19 protein-coding genes and 3 pseudogenes are annotated in these 23,257 nt (G+C 57.7%); 10 read left to right on the forward strand and 12 right to left on the reverse strand.

What is annotated here, in order from left to right; all coding sequences use genetic code 11:
- Positions 1-266: 266 nt before the first annotated feature.
- Complete coding sequence (locus AC0V6U_RS04630; protein WP_472645024.1) at positions 267-1,499, reverse strand: argininosuccinate synthase; 1,233 nt, start codon at positions 1,497-1,499, stop codon at positions 267-269.
- Between the two features lie 182 nt (positions 1,500-1,681).
- On the opposite strand from AC0V6U_RS04630, the gene AC0V6U_RS04635 reads away from it, so the two are divergent.
- Both AC0V6U_RS04635 and AC0V6U_RS04640 read left to right on the forward strand, forming a co-directional pair.
- On the forward strand, positions 1,682-3,058 hold the full coding sequence (locus AC0V6U_RS04635; RefSeq protein ID WP_472645025.1) for an acyltransferase family protein: 1,377 nt from the start codon (positions 1,682-1,684) through the stop codon (positions 3,056-3,058).
- A 170-nt stretch (positions 3,059-3,228) separates the two neighbouring features.
- Positions 3,229-4,557, forward strand: a complete 1,329-nt coding sequence (locus tag AC0V6U_RS04640; protein ID WP_472645026.1) for an ankyrin repeat domain-containing protein — start codon at positions 3,229-3,231, stop codon at positions 4,555-4,557.
- On the opposite strand, the gene AC0V6U_RS04645 is transcribed toward AC0V6U_RS04640, so the two are convergent.
- Complete coding sequence (locus AC0V6U_RS04645) at positions 4,554-5,819, reverse strand: class I SAM-dependent methyltransferase (protein ID WP_472645028.1); 1,266 nt, start codon at positions 5,817-5,819, stop codon at positions 4,554-4,556. The two genes, AC0V6U_RS04640 and AC0V6U_RS04645, sit on opposite strands and share 4 nt — an antisense overlap.
- Positions 5,820-5,904: 85 nt before the next feature.
- Here AC0V6U_RS04645 and AC0V6U_RS04650 point away from each other — a divergent pair, with 85 nt between their 5' ends.
- Positions 5,905-6,342 (forward strand): DUF1801 domain-containing protein, encoded by a 438-nt coding sequence (locus AC0V6U_RS04650; protein ID WP_472645029.1) that lies wholly within the window; start codon positions 5,905-5,907, stop codon positions 6,340-6,342.
- A gap of 6 nt (positions 6,343-6,348) precedes the next feature.
- Here the strand turns inward: AC0V6U_RS04650 and AC0V6U_RS04655 are convergent, their stop codons facing one another.
- From AC0V6U_RS04655 to AC0V6U_RS04665, 3 genes are read right to left on the reverse strand one after another with little or no spacing between them, the layout of a single operon-like run.
- Positions 6,349-7,092, reverse strand: coding sequence for a molybdopterin-dependent oxidoreductase (locus AC0V6U_RS04655; RefSeq protein ID WP_472645030.1), 744 nt, complete (start codon positions 7,090-7,092; stop codon positions 6,349-6,351).
- A complete protein-coding gene (locus AC0V6U_RS04660; RefSeq protein WP_472645032.1) occupies positions 7,082-7,789 on the reverse strand; it encodes a cytochrome b/b6 domain-containing protein in 708 nt (235 codons plus the stop codon). The genes AC0V6U_RS04655 and AC0V6U_RS04660 overlap by 11 nt, the downstream gene beginning before the upstream one ends.
- Positions 7,790-7,792: 3 nt before the next feature.
- Entirely contained in the window at positions 7,793-8,554 is a 762-nt protein-coding gene (locus AC0V6U_RS04665; RefSeq protein ID WP_472645033.1) for an SDR family oxidoreductase, read from the reverse strand.
- A gap of 142 nt (positions 8,555-8,696) precedes the next feature.
- On the opposite strand from AC0V6U_RS04665, the gene AC0V6U_RS04670 reads away from it, so the two are divergent.
- Both AC0V6U_RS04670 and AC0V6U_RS04675 read left to right on the forward strand, forming a co-directional pair.
- Positions 8,697-8,855 carry a PhzF family phenazine biosynthesis protein gene (locus AC0V6U_RS04670; RefSeq protein WP_472645699.1) on the forward strand — a complete coding sequence of 53 codons (159 nt, stop codon included), beginning with the start codon at positions 8,697-8,699 and terminating at the stop codon, positions 8,853-8,855.
- Positions 8,856-8,892: 37 nt separating this feature from the next.
- Positions 8,893-9,492, forward strand: coding sequence for a hypothetical protein (locus AC0V6U_RS04675; RefSeq protein WP_472645034.1), 600 nt, complete (start codon positions 8,893-8,895; stop codon positions 9,490-9,492).
- An 82-nt stretch (positions 9,493-9,574) separates the two neighbouring features.
- Here the strand turns inward: AC0V6U_RS04675 and AC0V6U_RS04680 are convergent, their stop codons facing one another.
- The 5 genes from AC0V6U_RS04680 to AC0V6U_RS04700 form a co-directional block, all read right to left on the reverse strand.
- Positions 9,575-10,051, reverse strand: a complete 477-nt coding sequence (locus AC0V6U_RS04680) for a glycine zipper 2TM domain-containing protein (protein WP_472645035.1) — start codon at positions 10,049-10,051, stop codon at positions 9,575-9,577.
- A gap of 138 nt (positions 10,052-10,189) precedes the next feature.
- Positions 10,190-10,828, reverse strand: a complete 639-nt coding sequence (locus AC0V6U_RS04685) for an MOSC domain-containing protein (RefSeq protein ID WP_472645036.1) — start codon at positions 10,826-10,828, stop codon at positions 10,190-10,192.
- On the reverse strand, positions 10,825-12,069 hold the full coding sequence (gene rlmN / locus AC0V6U_RS04690) for a dual-specificity RNA methyltransferase RlmN (protein ID WP_472645037.1): 1,245 nt from the start codon (positions 12,067-12,069) through the stop codon (positions 10,825-10,827). The genes AC0V6U_RS04685 and rlmN overlap by 4 nt, the downstream gene beginning before the upstream one ends.
- Before the next feature lie 57 nt (positions 12,070-12,126).
- A complete protein-coding gene (locus tag AC0V6U_RS04695) occupies positions 12,127-12,648 on the reverse strand; it encodes a hypothetical protein (protein WP_472645038.1) in 522 nt (173 codons plus the stop codon).
- Positions 12,649-12,673: 25 nt separating this feature from the next.
- Positions 12,674-14,614, reverse strand: a complete 1,941-nt coding sequence (locus AC0V6U_RS04700; RefSeq protein WP_486169384.1) for a lytic transglycosylase domain-containing protein — start codon at positions 14,612-14,614, stop codon at positions 12,674-12,676.
- A gap of 107 nt (positions 14,615-14,721) precedes the next feature.
- Here AC0V6U_RS04700 and dapA point away from each other — a divergent pair.
- Positions 14,722-15,604 (forward strand): annotated as a pseudogene (dapA, locus tag AC0V6U_RS04705) (4-hydroxy-tetrahydrodipicolinate synthase).
- Positions 15,605-15,607: 3 nt separating this feature from the next.
- Here the strand turns inward: dapA and AC0V6U_RS04710 are convergent.
- Positions 15,608-15,808, reverse strand: a complete 201-nt coding sequence (locus tag AC0V6U_RS04710) for an alpha/beta hydrolase family protein (RefSeq protein ID WP_472645040.1) — start codon at positions 15,806-15,808, stop codon at positions 15,608-15,610.
- Positions 15,809-15,851: 43 nt separating this feature from the next.
- A complete protein-coding gene (locus AC0V6U_RS04715) occupies positions 15,852-17,600 on the reverse strand; it encodes an alpha/beta hydrolase family protein (protein WP_472645041.1) in 1,749 nt (582 codons plus the stop codon).
- A 153-nt stretch (positions 17,601-17,753) separates the two neighbouring features.
- On the opposite strand from AC0V6U_RS04715, the pseudogene smpB reads away from it, so the two are divergent.
- The 4 genes and pseudogenes from smpB (at position 17,754) to AC0V6U_RS04735 (ending at position 23,256) form a co-directional block, all read left to right on the forward strand.
- Positions 17,754-18,237, forward strand: a pseudogene (gene smpB / locus AC0V6U_RS04720) (SsrA-binding protein SmpB).
- 196 nt (positions 18,238-18,433) lie between these two features.
- A complete protein-coding gene (locus AC0V6U_RS04725; protein WP_472645042.1) occupies positions 18,434-19,033 on the forward strand; it encodes a DUF2062 domain-containing protein in 600 nt (199 codons plus the stop codon).
- A gap of 115 nt (positions 19,034-19,148) precedes the next feature.
- A complete protein-coding gene (locus AC0V6U_RS04730; RefSeq protein ID WP_472645043.1) occupies positions 19,149-21,590 on the forward strand; it encodes a PAS domain-containing sensor histidine kinase in 2,442 nt (813 codons plus the stop codon).
- Positions 21,591-21,748: 158 nt separating this feature from the next.
- Positions 21,749-23,256, forward strand: a pseudogene (locus tag AC0V6U_RS04735) (DUF4139 domain-containing protein).
- Position 23,257 lies beyond the last annotated feature (1 nt).

Here is a 23,257-nt window from a genome sequence, read left to right on the forward strand (position 1 = left end):
CCGCACTGTCTCTCAAAGTTCGCGTGGACAATCACCACCGCGTCGATCGTTACAAAAAGTTCTTAAAAACAGCGCCTTGCGGCTCTCTTCTCAATCTCTTTTCTGCCCTTTCGATATTTAGAAGCTGCGCCCAAAAACCGAGTCGCGCAAGTGGTGCAACCCCGACTTATCCACTTTTGCTCAGATCACTTGTGGAGGAGGGTGGATAAGTCAGCGGCTCGTCGCAAACGCCAAATGAGCGCTCCAAAATGCGCACCTTTTGGCGATCAACGACCGCGTTTCCGGCCTCTTTGAGCGAGCAGTTTGAGTCGCAAAGCGTTCAGTTTGATGAAGCCTTCCGCGTCTTGCTGGTCATAGGCGCCCGCATCGTCTTCAAAAGTGACGACGTCTTCGCTGTAGAGGTTGTAGTCAACATCGGCGCGGCGGCCCACGACCTGTGCGTTGCCTTTGTAGAGCTTGAGGCGGACATCACCGGTCACGCCGATCTGGCTGTGATCGATTGCCGCTTGCAGCATCTCGCGTTCTGGCGCGAACCAGAAGCCGTTGTAGATCAGCTCCGCATAGCGCGGCATTAGCTCGTCCTTGAGGTGGGCAGCGCCGCGGTCCAGCGTCAATTGCTCGATCCCGCGGTGCGCGCGGGCATAGATCTCGCCGCCCGGCGTCTCGTACATTCCGCGCGACTTCATGCCGACAAAGCGGTTCTCAACCAGATCAAGCTGGCCAATGCCATGTTTGCGACCGAGATTGTTGAGCGCGGTCAGCAGTGTGGCCGGGCTCATCGCTTCGCCATTGAGAGCAACGCCGTCTCCGGCCTCAAAAGCGATGGTGATATATTCCGGCTCGTCCGGCGCGTCCTCTGGATTGACCGTGCGTGAGTAGACGTAGTCGGGCGTCTCTTCCCATGGGTCCTCGAGCACTTTGCCCTCAGATGACGTGTGCAGCAGGTTCGCATCGGTAGAGAAGGGGCTCTCGCCGCGCTTATCCTTTGGCACGTCGATCTGATGCGCCTCAGCCCAAGCGATCAGCGCGGTGCGGCTAGTAAGGTCCCATTCGCGCCACGGGGCGATGACCTGAATATCGGGATTCAGCGCATATGCGGAAAGCTCAAACCGCACTTGGTCGTTGCCTTTGCCGGTTGCGCCGTGGGCGATCGCATCCGCGCCTGTTTCTGCAGCGATCTCAACCAGACGCTTGGAGATGAGCGGTCGGGCGATCGAAGTGCCAAGCAGATAGTCGCCTTCATAGCGGGCATTGGCTCGCATCATCGGAAAGATGAAATCGCGCACGAATTCCTCGCGCAGGTCTTCGATGAAGATGTGCTTGTCCGGAATGCCCATTGCGCGGGCCTTTGTACGGGCCGGCTCGATCTCTTCGCCTTGGCCCAGATCGGCGGTGAAAGTGACCACCTCCAGCCCGCGCTCAACCTCCAGCCATTTGGCAATCACAGAAGTATCAAGACCGCCTGAATAAGCGAGAACCACACGTTTGATATCGGACATTGTCACACCTTCATCTCGGCGCTGCGCGCCTTCGTCATTTTGTGCATGGGCCGCTAACAGGGGAGGGGGTGCGGGGCAATGCTTGTGAGCCGCGATGCACGCTGCACGGATAGGTCAAAGCTTGTGAAAGTGCTGATTGATCACAATATCTGTGCCTCAACCGGGTCGGAGGGATCACGATTATGGACGGCGAAACCGCGCCAAAGGCGAAGAAAGGCCTGTGGGGGCAAGCGCGCGAATTGGCGCAAATGGCCCCGCCAGAACGCAATCGCTGGGTCGATTTTCTGCGGGCAATCTCAATTCTTGCCGTGGTGTTTGGCCATTGGTTGATGGCCGGGCTGTATGTTAATGAGGCCGGCGCACTGCAGCGCGGCGATTTGATTGAAACCTCGCCTTGGACGCATTGGCTAACATGGGCGTTCCAAGTGATGCCGGTGTTCTTTCTGGTCGGCGGATATTCCAATTCGGTGAGCTGGGAGGGGACTTTGCGCAAAGCGAGCCCCGGGCAAAAGGGCGTATACCGCGATTGGCTGGCTAGCCGTGTTCAGCGTTTGATTGCGCCAACATTCCCCGTCCTGCTTGTTTGGGCAGTGATCGCGTTGGCTTTGACGCAAATCGGTTTCGACAGAGCGCAAATCCGCATGGCGACAGAAGCCGCCCTGATCCCGGTATGGTTTTTGGCGGTCTATCTGCTGGTGACGGCCTGCACGCCGCTGGCTGTGAAGGCTTGGAAACGCTGGGGCTGGGCGAGCTTTGCGATATACATTCCTATCACCGCGCTGGTGGATTGGCTGCGGTTTGAGCACGGTGTGCCTTACATCAGCTTCACCAATTTCCTCTGGGTGTTCCTTGCCATTCACCAGCTTGGCCTGGCGTGGCGCGATGGAAAATTTGAAAATCGCCTGTTCGCCTTTGGTTGGTTTGCCGCCGGACTGGGCGTGCTCATTTCGATCACCGTTTATGGATTCTACCCGGTGGCGATGGTCTCTGCGCCCGATGGGTTTTCAAACTCATTGCCGCCAACCATTGCGCTGTTGGCGCTGGGCGTGGTGCAGGTCGGGCTTGTCCTTGGATTGGAGCCGCTGGGGCGCAGGATGCTGGACAAGATCGGGATCTGGACGGCTACGGTGCTGATGAACGGCATGATTATGACCGTTTTTCTGTGGCACCTTACCGCCTTTGTGCTGGTGATGACTTTCACATGGATCGCGCTTGGCGGGATTGGGCTGGATAGCGTTCCGGGCACGGGCGAATGGTGGGCAACGCGGCCCTTGTGGCTGGGCATTTATATCGTTGCCCTTTTGCCCTTCATCGCGGTGTTCGCGAAGCATGAGCGCAGCTTTGGCCCGATCAGAGGCGGCCGCACGGTGCCGAGCGCGCGAGTGGTGGTAGGCGTTGTGTTGATCTGCGTAGGGCTGGGCGCCACCGCTGGGATCAGCATTGCCAGCCCAGAAGGGATCACAGGCGTGCGGATATGGGTGGTGGCGCTGCCATTTGTCGGCGCGGCATTGCTAGGTTTTGGCCCGGCGTATCGCCCGAGATCGCGCGATATGGCTTAGCTGGGCCATCTTTTGGGTTCACTTCCCGTTCAACGCACGGGGAGCAGACACGGCGCATTAGGTCGCACAGACACGCAGTGGATTGGCCAACATAGGCCGACAGCTGCTATTATAGCGTAGCGCCGCTCAGGGTGTAATTCCCGCGCAGGCGCTGGCTTGGGGGAAGTGCTATGCGACTTTGGCTTTATGGTTTGGCGACAGTGATCGCAGGCATCTCTGCCCTGCTGCTGGCGATTACCCCAGCTCCCTATCAGAAGACGCAGGCCCGCACTGGCGGTGCGGCTCAGCTAACCGCAATGCTGCAGGGCGGCGGTCTGGATGTGCAATGCCACAACAACCGGACATTCTGCCGAGCGGACGTTTCGCGCTGCGATAGTAATGAGCGTGAACGGCAAAATTGGCGCATACAATGCCTTGCTCCGCACGAAGAGAGATATGAAGAATGCGTTCGGACCTTCCGCAGCCCTCTTAACAATGGATATGGCCGAGACTACCGAAGACGCGCTGCGCAGGCGGCCTGCAGTCACCTTGCCAATTACGAGTCGACCCGGTGCCAGGTAGAGCCGCAGATTTGCACGACCTACCGGCAGTGTGAGCAACAATTTGGCCAATGTGTGCGGGATATGGGCGCAGCTTTGCGAGATCGTCAGAACGATCGCGATGATGGCGCTTATGTTCCTGAGCCGCAGCCTGCGCGGACGACTCGCCCAACACCGCGTCCCACCAACCAACCAGCGCGCATCAATAGGGCCCGGGCGGCAGAGAGCATGGCAAAGACGCAGGCTAAACAGCGGGCAAAGGCAGAGACACGCGAGCGCGCGCTTCAGTACGCTCAACTGGGAAATATGGTAAGCTTGGAACGATTGCTTGATGAGGGGATGACGCCTGGCTTTTCGAACAAGGATGGCAACACATTGCTTCATGCTGCTGCATCCGCTCCGGCCTATATCCGCGATGGAAATATCGCCATGCTGGAACGTTTGATTGCTCTGGGTGTGGATGTGGATCGCCGCAATCGAGCGCGAGAAATCCCGTTGTCTCTCGCGCTTGATCAGCGGATAAAATACAAAAGCTACCAGGCTTCTGACCGGACTGCGCCCACCACGCCTTATAAGAACGACGTGCTGCACACGCTGGTCGACGCTGCAAAAATCCTACCCAAAGACGGCGGTGAAGGCGGGCTGACTTTGTTGCATGTTGCCGCGCTCGATTACGATGCGCTGATGATCCAAAAGCTGCTGCGGCGCAGCTTTCCTAGCGATGCGAAGGATGATCGCGGGCGCACCGCTTATGATATTGCGGTGCGCAAATCGCCCGCGCTGGCGGCTCTATTTCCCCAGCATGCCGTGGCTGGCGGCGAAGCCGGTAAGGAGGCGGTTAAGCGCGCTGCGGAATGCAGCGATCTCTCACTTGTCCCAGAGGATCAATGGCCGCGTTATCGCGCGCTGGCTGAACGCGGCGTTCTCATAATCTGCGCAGCTGAGCAGCAGGCAGACTAGCGGCTCTTTTGCGCGGGCGCATCCATCAGGCGTTTTTCCTCTGCCGCGATGTAATCCCGCGTTAGTGGCAGAGCATAGCGATTGCGCGCGTATTGGATCTGATAATTGCACATGCTGCCGCTCTCAAACACGGTCGCTGCGCCCGATAGATAGAACGTCCACATCCGGAAAAAGCGCTCGTCATACATCGCGATCATTTCCTCGCGATTGGCGATGCAATTGGCGTACCACTGGCGCAGGGTCTTGGCGTAGTGGACGCGCAAGGTCTCTACATCGGTGGCGATTAGGCGGAATTTCTGGCTGGCCTCAACCGTCTCTGAGAGAGCCGGGATGTAGCCGCCCGGGAAGATGTATTTGCGCGTGAACGCATCGGTGGAACCGGGGCCGCCCATGCGCCCAATCGTGTGCAGCAGCATGGTGCCATCATCGGTGAGCATATTGGCGCAGGCCTCAAAGAAGGTCTCAAATTGCGGCTGGCCAACGTGCTCAAACATGCCGACCGAGACGATCCGGTCGAACTTGCGTCCGGCGGCTGCAAAGTCGCGATAGTCGACGAGCTCAATGCTTACACGATCTTCGACACCAGCGTCTTTCACGCGTTCCTTGGCCAGCGCGATTTGCTCTTCAGACAAGGTAATCCCGACGACTTCGACATCGTAATTGCGCGCCAGGAAGATCGCCATGCCGCCCCAGCCACAGCCAATATCGAGCACCTTTTGGCCCGGCTTGATGTTCAGCTTGGCCGCGATATGCGCCAGCTTGGCGGTCTGAGCCTCGCCCAATGTAATGTCGTCTGAGGGCCAATAGCCGCAGCTGTATTGCCAGTGCTCCTGATCCAGCATCAGGCGGTAGAAATCATTGCCGATGTCATAGTGATGCGCGACGTTGTTTTTGGAGCTGATCCGGTTGTTGACCTTCTCAGCGGCGAAGCTCGCTTTGTTAAGCACCCGGCGCAGCAATTTAGGGGGGCCAATATCGCCGCCTTTGTCCCAGGCGTTGTTTTTGCGCAGCAGGGTGACGAGCCCCATGATGTCGCCCTCTTCGATGATCAGGCGGCCATCCATGAATGCCTCTGCTGCGCCAAGGCGCGGGTCCATGATGATGTCGCGCGGGACTTTCCCATCGGTCAGACGCAGGACAATCTCGGGAAAGCCTTCTTCCGGCTCGCCATACGTCTTGTCCGATCCATCTGCGAAAACGACGCCCAAACGTCCGCGTTTCACGCCTTTAGTCAGAAACCGATCGAAAAGTGTTTTGCTCATACAATGCCTTTTTCGCAGCGATCCACCATTCGGTTACGAATGCCAGCCTTGTTCGCGGTGTCAATGATGGGTTATCCTCTCAGCCATGAGCGACGCAAAAACGACACCGACCACCGTTTCGGTTGATGATTTCATCGCCGCGGTAGAGCCCGCCAGCAAACGCGAGGACGCCAAAGTGCTCGACGCGCTGTTTCGCAAAGTGACCGGAGAGAGCCCGCAAATGTGGGGCCCGACGATCATCGGCTATGGCAGCTATCATTATAAATATGACAGCGGGCGCGAAGGCGACTCCCTGCGCTCGGGCTTCTCACCGCGCAAAGCAAAGCACTCGCTCTATTTGATGGGCCGCTATTGCGATGAAGCCACGGGCCAAAAGGTCGACGGATTGCTGGAGAAAATGGGCAAGCACAAAACCGGCGCGAGCTGCGTCTATGTGAACAAGCTTGCTGACATTGATCTCGGTGTTTTGGAGAAGATTATTGGTGTCTGCTGGGACGCGATGAACCGCAAATACCCGGGTTAAGCCGAGTCAAATCCCGGCATACCATTGATAGCCCGCCGGGTGATCTTCCCAAAATCCGCCCATGCCTTTGCCGATATTCTCAAAGCTGGAAACCGCCTCGATTGCGGTTAGATATTTAGGATGCTTATAGCCAAGCTGGCGCTCAATCCGCATTCTTAGCGGCGCGCCATTTCCCTCTGGCAAAGCCTCACCGTTCAGCTGATGCGCAATGATTGTCTGCGGGTGATAGGCATCGACCATATCGACGCTCTCATAATAATCCTCGCCGTACAGAGTGTCTGCGCAGTAGAACACGATGAAGTTCGCCTCCGGCTTCACCTTAGCCGCATCCAGCACTCCGGAAAGCTGCGGGCCAGTCCATTCGCCAATCGCGCTCCAACCCTCGACGCAATCATGCCGCGTGATCTGAGTGCGCTGGGGTAGGGCGCGGATATCATCCATGCTCAGCGACAATGGCTCTTCGACCAGGCCGCGTACTTGCAGGCGCCAGTTCGCAAATCCATTCGCCAGCTCAGCGCGATATTCCGGCGTGTCCACCGTCTTTGAGCCGTTACTGCGGAAGGTCGGCGAGCGATCCTCTGGCGCATATTCTGGGGCCAAGGCCTGCCGATTGGCGAGGGTGCGATGCGCGGCGCGGTGCCAGTCTTCGGCGGCCTCAAACAGCGAGTTGGCCGTATCTGTACCGGCAATCTTGGAGCATGCGCCTGTGCCGAGAGCAGCTGCGCCTGCAAGCAGGGTTCTACGCTTCATCGCTATTTTCCATTCGGCCACCGGCAATCATCGCCCAGGTTTGCTTGATCGGACCTGACAGCAGCACCAGCACAATATGCAGCGCGACAAAGCCAAAGGTCGCAAAGGCAAAGATGAAGTGCAGGCTGCGCGCGCTTTGCCTTCCGCCAAGAATATCGACCAGCCAAGGCGCGGTGGGCTCAAAACCGGGACTGATCGCGAGGCCTGTGAAAACGAGCATGGGCAGGAAGATGCCGTAGACCACGCCATACGCCAGTTTTTGGAGGAAGTTGTACTTGCCGCTCCCTACCTCACTCCCGTGATCAAAGTTGAGCTTCAGGTGCTCTCGCACATCCTTCGCAATGGCAGAGACTTTCCATTCCGCCCGCCGGGTGAGCATGTCCCGGACAAAGTGCCTGTTCGCAAGCATCGCGATCCAGATGAACAACAGTCCAAGTGCAAATGGCCAAGCCATCAAAATGTGCCAGTCTCGTGCCTCGGCCAGGTTGTATCGGCTTGGGATCGTGGCCCAGCTTGGAAAGCGCATCACGGCGAGCCAAGCGTCCGCTGGATCAAAGCCGTAATCGCCCCAATAGAGATAGCGATGCGCGTTTGATATCGTCAGGCCGGACATGAAGAGAATGACCAGCGATATGGCATTGATCCAATGCCAAATCCGAGTCGATAGCGCGTGTCGTTTCTTGGCGGGTTTAGCCATGGATCAGGCGCCTTCACGCGCGAGGTAAATGACGTCGCGGTCCTGTGACAGCATGTGCTGACCACTGTCGATGAACAGCGTCGATCCGCTGCGCAAATGGCCTTGGGCGAGGAAAAGCGCCGCATCGGCAATTTCATCCGCGCCAGTTTTGCGGCCCAGCAAATTCAGTCGGTGCGAGGTTTCCGTTTCGTCCTGCGTCTGATCATGGCTGGCCAAAATTGCACCCGGCGCAATGCCATAAATGCGGTCTTCATCGCCCGCTGCGCCCATCGTCAACATGGGAATGGTCGCATTCAAAGCGTGCTTTGCCATGGTGTAGCTGAAGAAATCGGGATTGGGATTTTCCAGCTTCATATCAGTTATGTTGATCACGCAGCGTCCCCTGCTGGATTGTGCGGCGGCCAAAAAGGCCTGGGCCATGCGTGTGGGCGTAACCGCGTTGACTTGCATTGCCTCCCGGTTCGTCGCTGGGTCGAGCGCGGTTACATCATCGGGGTCAAAAACTGCCGCTGAGTTGACCAGCGCGCGCCAATTAGAATGCTGCGTAGCCAATGCCTCAACCATTGCGACAGCGGCATCGCCATCGTTGAGATCGCATTGCGCCGTGCTGGCAGAGGGCAGGGAGGCCGCTAAAGCGTCGGCTTCATCCGAAGAGGAGCGGTAATGGATGATGACGTGCCAGCCCTCTGCGGCGAAGCGGCGCACAATCCGCGCGCCAATGCGCGCTGCGCCGCCTGTGACCAAAACTGTTGGTTGGTTCATCATTTCTATTGAGCAGACTTTCGCGTTCTTGCCTAGCGTGCGTATCTTTCATTGATGGATTCGAACTGGAGTATGCCGAGTGTCTGCAACCTGTGATTTGATAGATGTGTTCTGTGATGGGCTTTTGAGTGGAAACCCACTTGCAGTGGTCCACGGTGCGGATGCGATGTCAGCGGATCAGATGCTGGCACTGACGCAGTGGCTTGGGTTTTCTGAGACGACTTTCCTTCTCCCACCGACTGATTCCGCTGCGGATTACCGTGTGCGGATATTCTACCCTGGAGGCGAACTGCCGTTTGCTTAGCCATCCCACATTGGGCACATGCTTTGCTTGGTTGGCGATGGGTGGCAAACCGAAAGCGAAGGGGGTGGCCGTGCAAGAATGCGGCATCGGGTTGGTCGATGTTCGGTTTGATGAAGATCAATTGGCATTCAAAGCCCCGGCGCTCATTAAGCATGAGCCACTGACAGAGACAGAACGTGCAGTTGCGGTCCAACTTTGTGGGATTGATGAAGATGCATTGGTCGAGGCAGTGCACATAGAAAATGGCCCGCGATGGCAGTTGCTCAGACTGCGTTCGGCTGCGGATGTCTTGGCGGCGAAACCCGCTAGTTCAGCGCCGCTTGGTACCGACCTCGGTCTGGCTGGACCACATCCAAGCAATGCTCGCCGAGATTGGGAATTGCGGGCGTTTTTCGCAGACACTCATAAACGGTTTGTCGAAGATCCCGTAACTGGTAGCTTCAACGCTGGTGTGGCTATGCATCTGTTTGGTGAGGGCTTGGTCGAGGGTTCTTTTGTAGCCGGGCAAGGCCAAGTTGTTGGAGCAGATGGTTTGATCGCTTGCGAGCAGGATCCGTCAGGCGCCATTTGGATTGGCGGTACTTGCCGAATGATAAGCAACGGCGGGGTGCTTGAAATGCCATTTTCTGGCGGTTGAGCGCCCACGCAAAGGCGCCGCCAAACCGGTTAAGGCTGGCGGCGCCAAAGGTGGAGTGGGACCACCTTAAGTCAGCGAGGATTTAGCGACACTTAAGGTCACCCTTGTCGATTTCGCGTCCCAGAAGGCCGCCTGCGACACCGCCGAGCAATGTGCCCAGAAGCTTGTCACCGCGCCCAGCAACTTCGTTGCCGATCAGCGCGCCAACGCCTGCTCCGATGACTAGGCCGGTGGTGCCATTGTCGCGCTTACAATAGTAGCGGCCGTCCCGTCCGCGCCATACGCGGTCACGGCGACTGATGTGGCGCGGCTCGCGATAGCGACCATTGCGGTCATAACGATTGTGGCGACGGTTCTTGCGATAACGGCGATCGTCATAATCGTCCCAATCATCGTCATAGTGATGGGCGGTTGTGTTGATGAGGCTATCCATCGGGATCATCATCACATTGGATGCGACCGAGTTGGAAGAGATGCTGGGAGCAACCTCTACCGCTTGTGCGGGAGCGGCGGCGATTGCGAGTGTGCCAGCGGCGGCGAATGCGGCGAGAATTTTCATTGCGTGTCCCTCTTTTTGTTCGAGTTACCCGGTGGGGTGAGAGGACATTCGTTCAGAAAAGGGCAACGCCACATGAACGGTTTGTTGGGAATTCCGTTCAGGCGACGAGCCGCTTTTATTAAGCGATGAATTGAGTGATTAGCGCAATTTTGCCGCTGCTTTCGCTCGAACCTTGGGAGAAAGCGACTCAAGCTGGCTGAGTTCGCGCAGCTCATCCTGCGTGCCTTTGCCAGCGATTATCGCTTTGAATACACGCTCGACGCTCCAGTCGGTTGCGCCAAGAGATGTGCGCTCCAGAGTGTCGCCTGCTTGCGCGGTGCCTTCTTCCAGAACACGGAAATACCACCCGCATCGACCAGAGGCGATGATCGCGGCGACCATTTTCTTGACGCCGAACCGGTGTTCAATCTTCCAGCAGGGCTGGCGTGGTTGGCTGATCTCAAGCAGCGCGCTGCCCAAACGGAATTGGTCACCGATATGGACCTGCGCCTCGGTCAGGCCGCTGACCGCTAGGTTTGATCCGAATGCGCCGGGCCGTGAGAGTAAGGCGTGTTCGCCAATCTGGCCGCGCCAAAATGCGTGATGATCAACGGGATAAAGGTGCACCGCCATTTCCGGGCCGCCGTGCACGCTGCGGTCTGCTTGCTCGTCCACTTCCAGCCCTTCGGTGCCAATCTCCACTGGGCCCGTAATCGGCTGTTTCGCGATCGCGCTTGTTTCTTCGTCGCGGAAGTTTGCCGCTTTGCCCGCGCAGATTGCCGAAACTTCGAGCTTCATGCTTCAGAAGTTTCTGCCGCTGCTGCTTCTCGATCCCGCTGTGCGCGGCTTTTCTTTTCGGCTGCAGTCTTCAACTGGCCGCAGGCTGCATCAATGTCTCGCCCGCGCGGGGTGCGCACTGGCGCGCTGATGCCGCCTTCAAAAACGATGTTTGAAAAACTGCGGATTCGGTCCGGATCGGAGCACTCATAGTTCGCACCGGGCCATGGATTGAACGGGATCAAATTGACCTTGGCGGGCAGGTTGAACTGCTTGAGCAGGCGCACAAGCTCATGCGCGTCCTCGTCGCTGTCGTTCTTGTCCTTCAGCATGACGTATTCAAAGGTGATGCGCCGCGCATTGGTTGCGCCCGGATAATCGGCGCACGCCTGCAGCAATTCTTCGAGGCCATATTTGCGATTGAGCGGCACGATCTCGTCGCGCACATCTTTGTTCACTGCGTGCAATGACACCGCGAGGTTGACGCCAATCTCTGCGCCGCAGCGCTCCATCATTGGAATGACGCCGCTGGTCGACAAAGTGATCCGGCGTTTTGATAGAGCGAGCCCTGCACTGTCCATAACGAGCAGCAGAGCATCGCGGACATTGTCGAAATTATACAGTGGCTCGCCCATGCCCATCATCACGATGTTGGTGAGCAAGCGTCCATCTGCGCGGTATTCGGCTTCGTCCTCATCTTCGGCAAAATCCATCTTGCCCTTGGGCCATTCGCCCAGAGCGTCCCGGGCAAGCATTACTTGGCCAACGATCTCACCCGGCGTCAGATTGCGCACCAGACGCATGGTGCCAGTGTGACAGAAGGTGCAATTGAGAGTGCAGCCCACTTGGCTGGAGACGCACAGAGTTCCGCGATCGGCATCGGGAATGAAGACCATCTCATAATCATGACCATCATCGGTCTGCAGCAGCCATTTGCGCGTGCCGTCAGTGCTATGCTGAGCCTCAACCACATGCGGGCGGCCAATCACAAAGCGATCGGTCAGCCACGGACGCATGGTCTTGGAAATGTCGGTCATGTCCTCAAATTCGGACACGCCGCGATGGTATAGCCAATGATAGACCTGCTTGGATCGCAGCTTGGCCTGCCTTGTATCCAGACCCGCCTCTTCAAACAGCTCGCGAATGCGCGCTGGCGGCAGGCCGATGAGGTCGACGCGGCCGTCCTCGCGCGGGGTAATGTCGCGCGCAGTTGGAACCGGATCGATTTGTCCGGCGATGGGCATAAGGTTGGTATCGGCCATAAGTTCGCCGCATATAGGCGCGCAAAAGCGCCTTTGCTAGCTTAGCGTTTGCGCGGCTTATCTAAGCCTGGCGCAGCCGAGCAGCGCGGCATCGATTGCGGTAGCGGCGCCAGCGAGCTGGTATCTGTCTGTGAAGGCGCGGCCACCTTTGTCACGAGTGCGAACACTCATCCGGGTGGCGGAGCGCATGGCGGCAACGATCGCGGCGTCCATGCGGGGATCTTTCGCCCATGCATCGCCGCCTCCGCCTGTGAGGTCGAAACGCTTGTCACCAATGGTCAGACGGATGGTCGCGCTATCTGCAATTTCGCGAGATAGCCGCAGGTGGAGTTGATTGCGGACAGAGCTTTTTGGCCATGTCGCAATGCTGGCAAAGGGCGCATAATCGCGCCGCTTCGTCGCGCTGGACGGTTTGGCGATGGCATAGCAGCGCGGCGTGCCGGGATCGCGGAAAGCAGCCCAGCTGGAATATACGCCAAGGCTGTCTTTCGCCGCCAGAGGGCTGGCAAAAGCAGTCCCTAAAGCAAGCGCGCTAAGCAGCAGGGGACCTGAGGCAAATCTCCTATCTTTGCTCGCCATTTTGAATCGTCCCCCTCAGCCCGCACTATCGCAAGTAATAGCTGACCGGCTGCGCTCTTCCGGCTTCTTGCGGATACATGTGGCTATAAGACACAGCGTTTCCGAGCACGCGCATGATGTAATAGCGGGTTTCGAAATTGGCCGGAACGCGCTCAATCCAGGTGACCCAATCGATGTCGCCCCGGCGCGGATCGCCATTCAGACGGAGCCATTGGTTCACCCGGCCAGGCCCCGCGTTATAGGCGCCAATGGCAAGCGGATAGGCGCCGCCATAATAGTCCATCATCCGCGCGAAATAGGCATCGCCCAAACGCATATTGTAGCTGGGCGAGCCAATCAGATTGGCTGAGAGATATTGCATGCCGAGCTTGCCCGCTTGCTCGCGCGCGGTTCCCGGCATCAATTGCATCACGCCGCGCGCACCAGCGTGGCTGACACGGAAGCGGTCAAATTCGCTTTCCTGACGAGAGATCGCGTGCACCATCGTCCAGTTTGCACCCGGAGGCGGTGTGACAGTTGGGAAGCCAAGGCGCTCAAAGCCTTTCAGGCCGTGCTCGCCCGCGGTCATGCCAGCCACAACGGCCATTTCATCAAGGCCCGTTTCAGCGGCGAGATCAGCGACCATGCTCATTTCTTCGGGCGTGTCGGCAATGTCAGCAACAGCTTCGAAGAAGCGGCGCTCAGTTTGCCATGCCATGCGGTTTGCCGCGATAGAGCGGATGGCTTTTACAACTGGACGGCTGTTGAAGGCCGTGCGCTGAGCCTGACTGACTTCGATTGGTGCAAGCGGCGCGAATTGCGGCAGCGGGCGGCCCAAAGCTTCATGCGCGAGCTGACCATAGTAATACTCAGGGAACTCAGCCGCCATTTCAAAATAGCGTGTGGCTTCATCGGTTTGACCCGCTTGGCGCGCAGATCGGCCAGCCCAGTAAAAGCCTTTGGCCCGGATCAGAGGCGTACCTGCACCTGCTCCGTAGCGATAGAACAGAGGCGCTGCGGCGGCTCCATTGCCAAGGCTCCAAAGCGCCTTCGTCCCGCCCAGCCACATCAAATCGGTGTAGCGATCGCGAAGGGCGAAAGAGCCCTTCGATACATCGGTGCCCGGCGTGAACAAATCATCGGCAGAGGCAGCAATTGCGACCGCTTGACGCGCGCCAGAGGCTTTGGCGACGCCCAGCATTTGCGCGACCATATCCTCTGGCTTGTGCGAGGTGCGGGCGAAGTTTGGGCGGGTCGTCAGAACATTCGCTGCCTGAGCAACCTGCCGTTTGGAGCGCAATTGCTTCACGTAGTTATAGACGAAGCCCGGATCGCTGAGCGCGCCGGAGGGCACATTGCCAGTTTCCCCGCGAATCACGGCCAAGCGGGCCATCGCCATCTCGCGCTCGCTCGGCGCAACATTGACCATGTGGCGCACGGCCGCTTCGCTTTCGCTTTGCCAAAGGAGCGCATCCATCCTCGCGCTGTGATCTTCGGCAGTAAGACGTGAGCCAAATAGACCCATGATGTAAGCTTCCGCCGGACCGCTCATTTCGCCGCCGCGCCATGCTTCGCGCGCCACGTCAAAGGCTTCCGCGCGCTGCGCGCCAGCTAGAGCCAGTGCGTAACGAGCACGGCCAGGATTGGTGAGCGGCGGATGGGCATCGAAGAAGCGGATGAGATCTGCTGAAGAAGGCGCTTCGTTCTCAAGCGCGTTTTCTGCGCGCACTCGCAAAGTGGCCATGCGCGGGAAGTCAGGATAGGCGAGGGCAAAGCCAGCGTAATCTGAAAAGCTGGAGAGGCGAGATTTCTGCAAAACCTCCCAGCGCGAGATCGCCTGCCCAATGGCGCGGGGCTGCTGAGCCAGCATTGTGCTGCCCCCAGGTGCGCTCGCACTTTGGGCAAAACACGGCCCCGTCATAGCGGCTGTGCTGGTGAAAAGAATGGCGGCGACGGCAAGGGGATTGCCAAAAGAACTTTTACGCATGCTGGACATAGTGCCGATCGGCTCCTTATCAGGCGCTGAACAAGTGCCTTAGCTTTTGGAGAACTGCTTCAAATATTCGCTAAGTGCCTAGATAGAGGAATACAACAATGTTTAGCGGTTCAATCCCCGCTCTGGTGACTCCTTTTCGCGACGGAGCGTTTGACGAGGCTGCATTTCGCAAATTGGTCGACTGGCAAATCGAGCAGGGCAGCGCGGCTTTGGTCCCATGCGGGACGACGGGGGAAGCCTCGACTTTGTCCAATGCAGAGCATCACCGCGTTGTTGAAGTTTGCATAGAGCAAGCCGCTGGCCGGGTCCCAATCATTGCAGGGTGTGGTTCCAACGATACTAAGAACGCCGCGCTGCATATGAGCTTTGCCAAAAAGGCGGGAGCCGCTGCGGGGCTGTGCGTTGCGCCTTATTATAACCGGCCAAGCCAGGCCGGGCTGATCGCGCATTTTAGCTTTTTGGCTGAGAACTGCGACTTGCCGATTGTGCTTTATAATGTGCCAGGCCGCACGGTGACCGATATTGCGCCCGAAACCACAATTGAGCTTGCCAACAAATTTCCTGAGAAAATCACCGCAATTAAAGATGCGAGCGAAGACCTTTCCCGGGTGGCTGATCACCGCATGGGCATTGGCCGGACGTTCTGCCAACTGTCTGGGAATGACGAGCTGGCCCTGCCGTTCAACGCTGCGGGCGGGAAGGGGTGCATCTCTGTCACGGCCAATGTCGCGCTCGGCGCTATGCGCAGAGTTTCAGCAGGCCTGCGCGGACAATGATCTGGTCCGTGCGCGAGCTCTGAACGATCAGCTTTACCCGCTGCACTACGCGATGTTTTCCGATTCGAGCCCCGGTCCCGTCAAATACGCACTGAGCCGGGTGCAGGATTGGGCAACGCCAGAGGTTCGCTTGCCGCTATGCGAGGCAAGCGATAGCGCGCGCAAAGCGGTGGATGCGGCATTGGAACATGCGGGGTTGGCGTAAGCCCTAATCTGCTGGATTGTGCTTTTCGACAAATCGAACGGCCGCATCAAGCATGGTGCGCCGGGTTTCTGAACGTGACAGCCAGTGATCTTCGCCTTTCAGGCTGATCATTTCGTGCGGCTTCTTCGCGTCCTTAAGTTTGTCGGCCATTTTGACTGAGTGACTGAAGGGTACGACAATATCGTCGCGCCCATGGATCAGCATAATGGGCGCGTCGGCTTGATCTGCGAAGCGCAGTGGTGAGACTTCATCCCAGCGATCGCGTGGGCCGAGCTGCTCGAGCTAATGCAACTTTCGTTGTCCGATCGCTACCTGATGCGCGATAGTCTTCTTGATACATATCCTTGATGTCGCTGACTGGTGCGACTGCCACTGCGCAGCGATAAATACCTTGCTGTAAAGTGACGCCTGCAAGAGCAGCATAGCCGCCATAGCTTGCACCGACGATGCAAGCGCGCTTTGGATCGACGATCCCTTTTTCAGCCAGGGCAGCAAGTCCATCGGACTTGTCGGTCTGCATCTTGCGGCCCCATTCTCCATAACCAGCAAAGCGAAATTCAGAAGATCGCCCGGTGGAGCCTCGGAAGTTGGGTTGGAAGACAGCGTATCCGCGTGAGGCATAGGCCTGAGCCCACCAATCAAACGTCTCCCTATCATGCGCGTGCGGCCCCCCGTGAGGCAGAACAACGGCGGGAAGGTTTTTCGCTTCTCGGCCAGGCGGCAGCGTCAAGATACCGTCCATCTCGAGTCCGTCGCTTGCAGTGTATTTGAACGTAGAGATTGGACCAACATGTTCAGGCCCGATTGCAGCGCGCTCATACGCGATGGCATTGGCTCTCAAATTCTTAACATCCACCGCAAACCAAGTGCCGCTATCTCCGTTGCCTGCGGTTCGCACGATCATTTGCGACAAATCGCCTGTCCAGTCGAGCGGACGGGTTTCGAAGTCTTTAAAGGCACGGCGAACCTTGCGCAAAGCGCTGCCCTTTGCTTGGTCTTGAAACACCACGCGTTCCTTGCCGCCACGCTCACGGTAGCCCATCAGATGCCCGGTCTGTTTATCGAAATACACTCGTTCAAGGCTTACGTCGGGAAGAAACTCCTTCATCTCTCCGCCAGAGATTGGAACTTCAAACCACTTTATGTCGTCATCCGTGCGTTCAGACAGAATTACCGTCGCGCCGCCGTAACCAAGTCCAACTAGACCGATCCGTGCCTGCACATTTTGTCCGCTGGCGATTTCATCACGAGCCCCATTTCTCAGCTTCCATCTGCCATTTTCTTCGTTGATTTCGAAGGTTGCGGCAATGTTGCCGTCTGCATCGATCAGCCAGTCGTTATCGTGTCCAGGCCTGGCCGCATTCGCCACTCGCTTGACAGAAAAGTCCTGCATATCGACGCGAAACAAAAAAGGTCGTCCGTGGTCGAATATATAATCTGATCGGTTGTTTCTCTTGAGTTCTATCCCGCCATAAAAGCCGTAGTAGCGCCCATCTATTTCACGGACACCATAATTACCGAAGATCGCATCCAAGATATTGCGTTTCTTAGAAAAAATCATTCCAGCTTCTGCGTCTGGCGTAACGGGTATTACCCGGCCAACATAGAATTCGGCTTTGTCAGTAGTAAAGTTGTACCCCAAGTCCTCGGTCTGGCTCGAGACAATCAAAATTCGTTCGTCACCAATCCATTGAATGTTACGGATCTTCATATCGCCAACCGCAACGGAGGTGAGCATTTTGTTTTGGTTCTCAAGAACGATCAGCGCTCTCGTACCTTTCACGGTAGTTATCATCGCGATACGCTTGCCCGATTCGGATAAAGCTGCATCTTCGATGTCGGGGAGTGCCCCGTAAGCAGCGAGCGGCAATGGCTCCAGTTGCTTACTTGCGCTGCTGCTCGCAAGTGTCGCTGCTTCTCCGTCCTGTGCAAGAAGAGCCGCTGGCGCGGTTGCGCAAAAGAGCGCAGACAAAGCCACAATTGATAACGAACGCATTGAATAAACCCCTTACCGACCCGTCAATTGATCGGCTATATTTGCCCCGCGCTATGCCGTAGCGCACCTGTATAATGCCAAACCCAACTGAAGTTTCAAGTAATCTAAGCGCCCGATTGCGAATCTCGCATAAGCCACTACATCACGCGCATTATGGCGAGACCCAAACCTGAGACCTTTGATAAGCACAAGACCGTTGCGGAAAATCGCCGCGCGCGCTTCGATTATCATATTGAGGACAGATTTGAGGCGGGTCTTGCGCTGCAGGGCACCGAGGTAAAGGCGCTGCGCTCTGGTCAGGCGACCATCGCGGAAAGCTATGCGGAGGTGCGCGATGGCGAGGTTTGGTTGATCAATTCGAACATTCCTGAGTACAGCCACGGCAATCGGCTCAATCACGAACCGAAGCGCTAGGCGCAAGCTGCTGCTCAATGCGCGCGAGATTGGTAAGATGTTCGGCGCGGTGGAGCGTAAAGGCATGACGCTGGTTCCGCTGTCTATCTATTTCAACAAGCAAGGCCGCGCCAAGGTTGAGCTGGGCCTCGCGAAGGGTAAGCAGGCGCATGACAAACGTGCGAGCGTCAAAGATCGCGATTGGAAGCGGGACAAAGCCCGCCTGATGCGCGAAAAGGGATAAGCCCAAAGCGCGCGCAAACGCTTTAGTCATTTAATCGTCGCAAAGTTTTGTAAGATCACCAGCGACCCACTGTTCAGCGGCCAAATCCTACCCATATGAAGCGCATGTCCTATCCCTTGCACATTCTTGCAGCTTCACAGCCTTGCGCTGTGGATGGTCAGGTGCCTTGTGCAAACGGCGGTGAAGGGCTCGCATCATGAGTCAAAAGCGCAGCAAAACCTGGGCAATGGACACGCTGCGCAAATATATGCCGACGCGCGAGCAGATGGCCGCCAACAAGTATCTAAAGCCGTTTGCGCATCGTTTTCTCTCACCAGAGCTGTGGCGTTTTACTCGCCGGTCTGTCCCTCGCGGAGTGGCTCTTGGACTATTTGCGGGTTTCATTATTCCCGTCGGGCAAATCTTCCTCGCCGCCTTTCTTGCGCTGCCTGCGCGCGCGAACATGCCGCTGGCCGCGACGGTCACTTTCGTGACCAATCCCTTCACTTTTCCATTCTGGGCAGTGCTGGCCAATTGGCTAGGCGACATCCTTTTACGGCTCGATCGTGCGGGGACCGGCGGCGCTGCTGAAAGCGAAATGGCGAGTGGGCGTTGGTCATGGTTCTTCGAGCTCTTCGAAGGTGTGGGCGTTACGGTTCTAGAAACTGTGTTCGGCTTCGTTGTGCTGGCGCTGGTCAGTGCAGCCCTCGGTTATCTTATTTCCGGCGCGGTGTGGCGCGTGATGGTTGCGCGTCGCCGTGCAAAACGCTTGGCGCGGATGGAAGCGCGGCTCGACCAGCGGCTCAATGCCAATTAAGCACTAGAGCGGCTGGTTCGATCAGAACTGCGAACCATCACTATTGCGCAGCGCCGCCAAGATGCTGCATCCGTAACGCTGAACCAAAACGTAAAGTGCGAGAGAAAAGAGCGCTATGAAAGCCGTCTTGCAGGCCAATGATCAAAACCGATTGATGATCGCTGGGCTGGCGGCTGCTCTGTTCGTCAGCGCGGGTGTCCTGTGGTTGGCAACGCGTGAGCCGGCATTGGTGCTGTCCTATGCCTTGGGGCTTGGTGTGTTGCTGATCGGTGTGTTCACCTTTGACAGCATGCGCGCAGAGCCAACAGCGCAGATCGAGACCTCGCCCGATTGGACGGTGACAATCGCCGCCATCGAAGAGGCGGGGGAGGCGGTTGCGATTACCGACCGCGCGAACCGCTTGGTGTGCGCAAACTCTGCTTTCATTGATGGGTTCGGTATTGGCGCGGCGCCGCCTTCGCTTCCCCTGGAGCGCGAAGGACTGGAGGCTATGACCCGCCTGGCGCGCGAAGCCTGGCGCGATGGATCGGGTGCATTGAAAGAGCTGGCGGGGAAGGCTGGCGAAACTCCGTGGAAGGTCACGGTCGAGCGGGCAGGGCGCGGCGAAGACCACCTGATCTGGCGTTTCCGTCGCCATGTCATGCCGAGCAGCGATGCGCTGGCCGACCTCAATCTCGCTGGGCCATTCGGTCTGATGCTCAGCCGAGCAGGCATCGAGAGCGCGATCACTGGTCCGGACGGTGTTATCAAAACGGTGAGCGCTGGCTTTGCAGAGCGTTCCGTTGGCGATTCCACCGCAACCATGGCGGGTCAGGATTTTGTGACTTACCTGCGCTCTGATGACCGCGATCGGATATTCTTTGCCCGCGAAGGGAGAGGGGGCACGCCGCAAACCTTGATCCATGTGCCGCTTGATGATCCAAGCGCTCAGGTTCAGTCCGGCCCTGACGAAGGCCCATCTCTGATGCTGCTGGTGGACAGCGGCGTTGGGATCGGAAGTGGATGGGATGGCTCCTCGCAAGCGGGCGTCGCTCAGCTTGACGCACTGCTCGCGCAATTGCCCCTTGGTCTGGCGATGACCGACCGCGATGGGCGCTTCCTGTTCTGCAATGACGCCTTCTTGCGCTCGGTTGACCGGGAAGGGCGCGGCTTGCCCGCATTCCCGACCGATCTGGTGGTGCGCGAAGACAAAGGCGCAATGTCCGACGCAGTGCGGCGTCATGGCCGCGGCCCCGCGACCAGCGGCGATATGGCGGTGCGTTTATCAATCCAGCCCGAAGAGCCGGTTTCGATTGGCCTTGCCGGAGTTCGAGGGTTGGGCGAGGCGGCAGTGCTGCTCAGCCTTGCGGATTCCAGCGAGGAAAACCAGCTTAAGCGTCAGGTCGCACAGGCCACAAAAATGCAGGCGGTTGGGCAATTGGCGGGCGGCGTAGCGCATGACTTTAACAACGTGCTGACCGCGATTATTGGCACCTGCGACCTGATGCTGCTGCGCCACACGCCAGGCGATAGCGACTATGATGACATTCAGCAGATCCGCGCCAACTCCAACCGCGCGGCTTCGTTGACGCGGCAATTGCTGGCGTTTTCGCGGCAGCAGACCTTGCGGCCCGAAATTCTGCAATTGCCAGATGTCGTGAGCGAAGTCGGGCCGCTGATCAAACGGCTGCTCGGCGAGAAAATCCAATATTACGTCCAGCATGACCGGGATTTGGGACCGGTACGCGCTGACCCTCAGCAGCTTGAGCAAGTGATCATGAACCTCGCGGTGAATGCCCGCGATGCGATCCAGTCAAACGGCAAAGGCAGCGGTCGTATCTCTCTGCTGACGCGCAGCCTGCAGGCGAAGGAAGTGATCAAGCTGGGTTCGGAAATCTTGCCGGCGGCTGATTACACCGTGCTGATTGTGCAGGATACCGGCGGCGGTATTCCCGCGCATGTCCTGCCCAAGCTGTTCGAGCCATTCTTCACGACCAAAGAACAAGGCAAAGGCACCGGCCTTGGCCTTTCGACCGCTTACGGCATTGTGAAGCAATCGGGCGGATTTATCTTCGTCGACAATGTTATGGATCAAAATGACCGTCCGAAGGGCGCGCGCTTTACGATCTATTTCCCGGTTTACGCGGGCGAAGCGCCCAAGAAGATTGCAGAGGCTCCGCCAGAACCATCGTCCGATTGGGCTGAAGGCGGCAGGATCCTGCTGGTTGAAGATGAAGACATGGTCCGCGCAGTTGCGGAGCGCGCGCTTGCCCGTGCGGGCTATGAAGTCACTGCCTGTCCCGGCGGAGAAGAGGGTCTGGCCGCGATCGCAGACGGCGGCGAGTTCGATCTCATCGTCAGCGATGTCGTGATGCCTGGGATGGACGGCCCGGCTATGGTGCGCGCGATCCGCCAAAAGCTTCCGCATATGCCGGTGCTGTTTATGTCCGGCTATGCTGAGGAGCAGCTGCGCAAAGACATCGATATTCCAGACATGCACTTCATCCCCAAACCGTTCAGCGTTCAGGCGATCGGGGACAAAGTTGGCAATGTAATGCAGCGGGTTAGGCGAAGCTAAGGTGCTCAGTGATCTCTTGCTAGGCCTCTGAAATACCGATTAAAAATGACTGTTTAGGCGGTTTACAACTACGGCGCTCGCACTAGCCAAAGGTCCATTCATCGCGCATACAGTACGCCCCGTCATGCTTATTGGCGGGTTCAATAGGAGGCTGGGTGATGAACGCGATTAAGCTGGGATTGGTGTCAGGTTTGGCACTTGGGATGAGCGCTCTTGGAGCAACAACGGCCACCTCGCAATCACTGCCAGATCCGGATGAAACGGCGCAGGGCGATGTCGCGGTTACCATCTACAACAACAATCTCGCGCTGGTGCAGGATGTGCGCCAAATCAACATTGAGCGCGGCCGCAGCCGGGTCGAATTTCCCGATGTCTCGGCGACCATTCAGCCGCAAACGCTGAGCTTCTTTGCGCCCAACACCTCTATCATTGAGCAGAATTTTGACTTCGACTTGCTGACACCGGCGAAGATGATGGAAAAGGCGATTGGCCAAACGGTCACTCTGCTGCGTACCAACCCGGCGACTGGTCGAGAGACCCGCGAACGCGCGAAGGTTCTCTCCACCGCCGCAGCGGCGTTGTGGTCCAGATCGGCGACCGGATCGAAGTCCTGCGTGATGACGGCCTTCCCGTTCGTGTGATCTTTGACCGAGTGCCGCCCAATCTGCGCGCTCGGCCGACATTGTCAGTCAATCTCAACAGTACCCGCAGTGGCACGCGCCCGGTTTCGATCCGCTATTTGACCGGCGGGCTCGGTTGGAACGCAGACTATGTCGCGCTCTACAATGAGCAAACCGACTCGATCGATATGCAGGGCTGGGTCACGCTTACAAACAACACTGGCACCACATTCAACCAGGCGAAGACGCTGCTGGTTGCTGGCAATCCGAACAATCGCGGAGGCAGCAGTCGTGGGCGCGGAAACCGAAACTTGGTCCAACCGGGAACAGAGACCGCCGCGCGCGAGCAGCTGGGCGATTTCTATCTCTACCCGATCAGCGGGCGCACAACGATTGCTAATGCGCAGACGAAGCAAGTGAGCTTCCTCGATGTGCAATCGGTCCCTGCGCGCAAGATCTATGAGCGAACTGTTGGTTGGCTTTCAAACGACCGCAGCCCGGTGAACGTCTCAAGCGCGATCTCGTTTTCCACCTCGCGTGATCAGGGGCTGGGCGATGCTCTGCCATCGGGCACGGTGCGGTTTTATCAGCGCGACAACCAAGGCACGCCGCAATTCATCGGCGAGAACAATATTGGCCATACGCCGATGGGCAGCGAGCTGTCGCTGAGAACGGGCGATGTGTTCGATATCTTTGTGCAGGCAGAGATTGAGAAACGCGAAGAGATCACCAGTTCAGAATGGGAGCGCACCGCGCGGTTCCGTGTGCTGGAGGATGGCGAAACCACCCGCCAAGTCGAGGTTGAGCGCCCCAAGAAATATTACCGCACAACCATGCGCTACACGCTGACCAATGCGAAAAGCAGCTCAATCGATGTCGATCTCACCCAAAGCGGGCTTTACCGTGGATATTGGTCAAACGATTACCGAGTGGTTAGCGAGGACATTACGGGCGAACAGATCAATTACGATCGGCGCAAATGGATCGTGCCCGTGCCCGCCAATGGCAAGCGCGTGGTGCGCGTCACATACGAAACCCGTTACTAAG

Source organism: Erythrobacter sp. W36 (assembly GCF_057364935.1).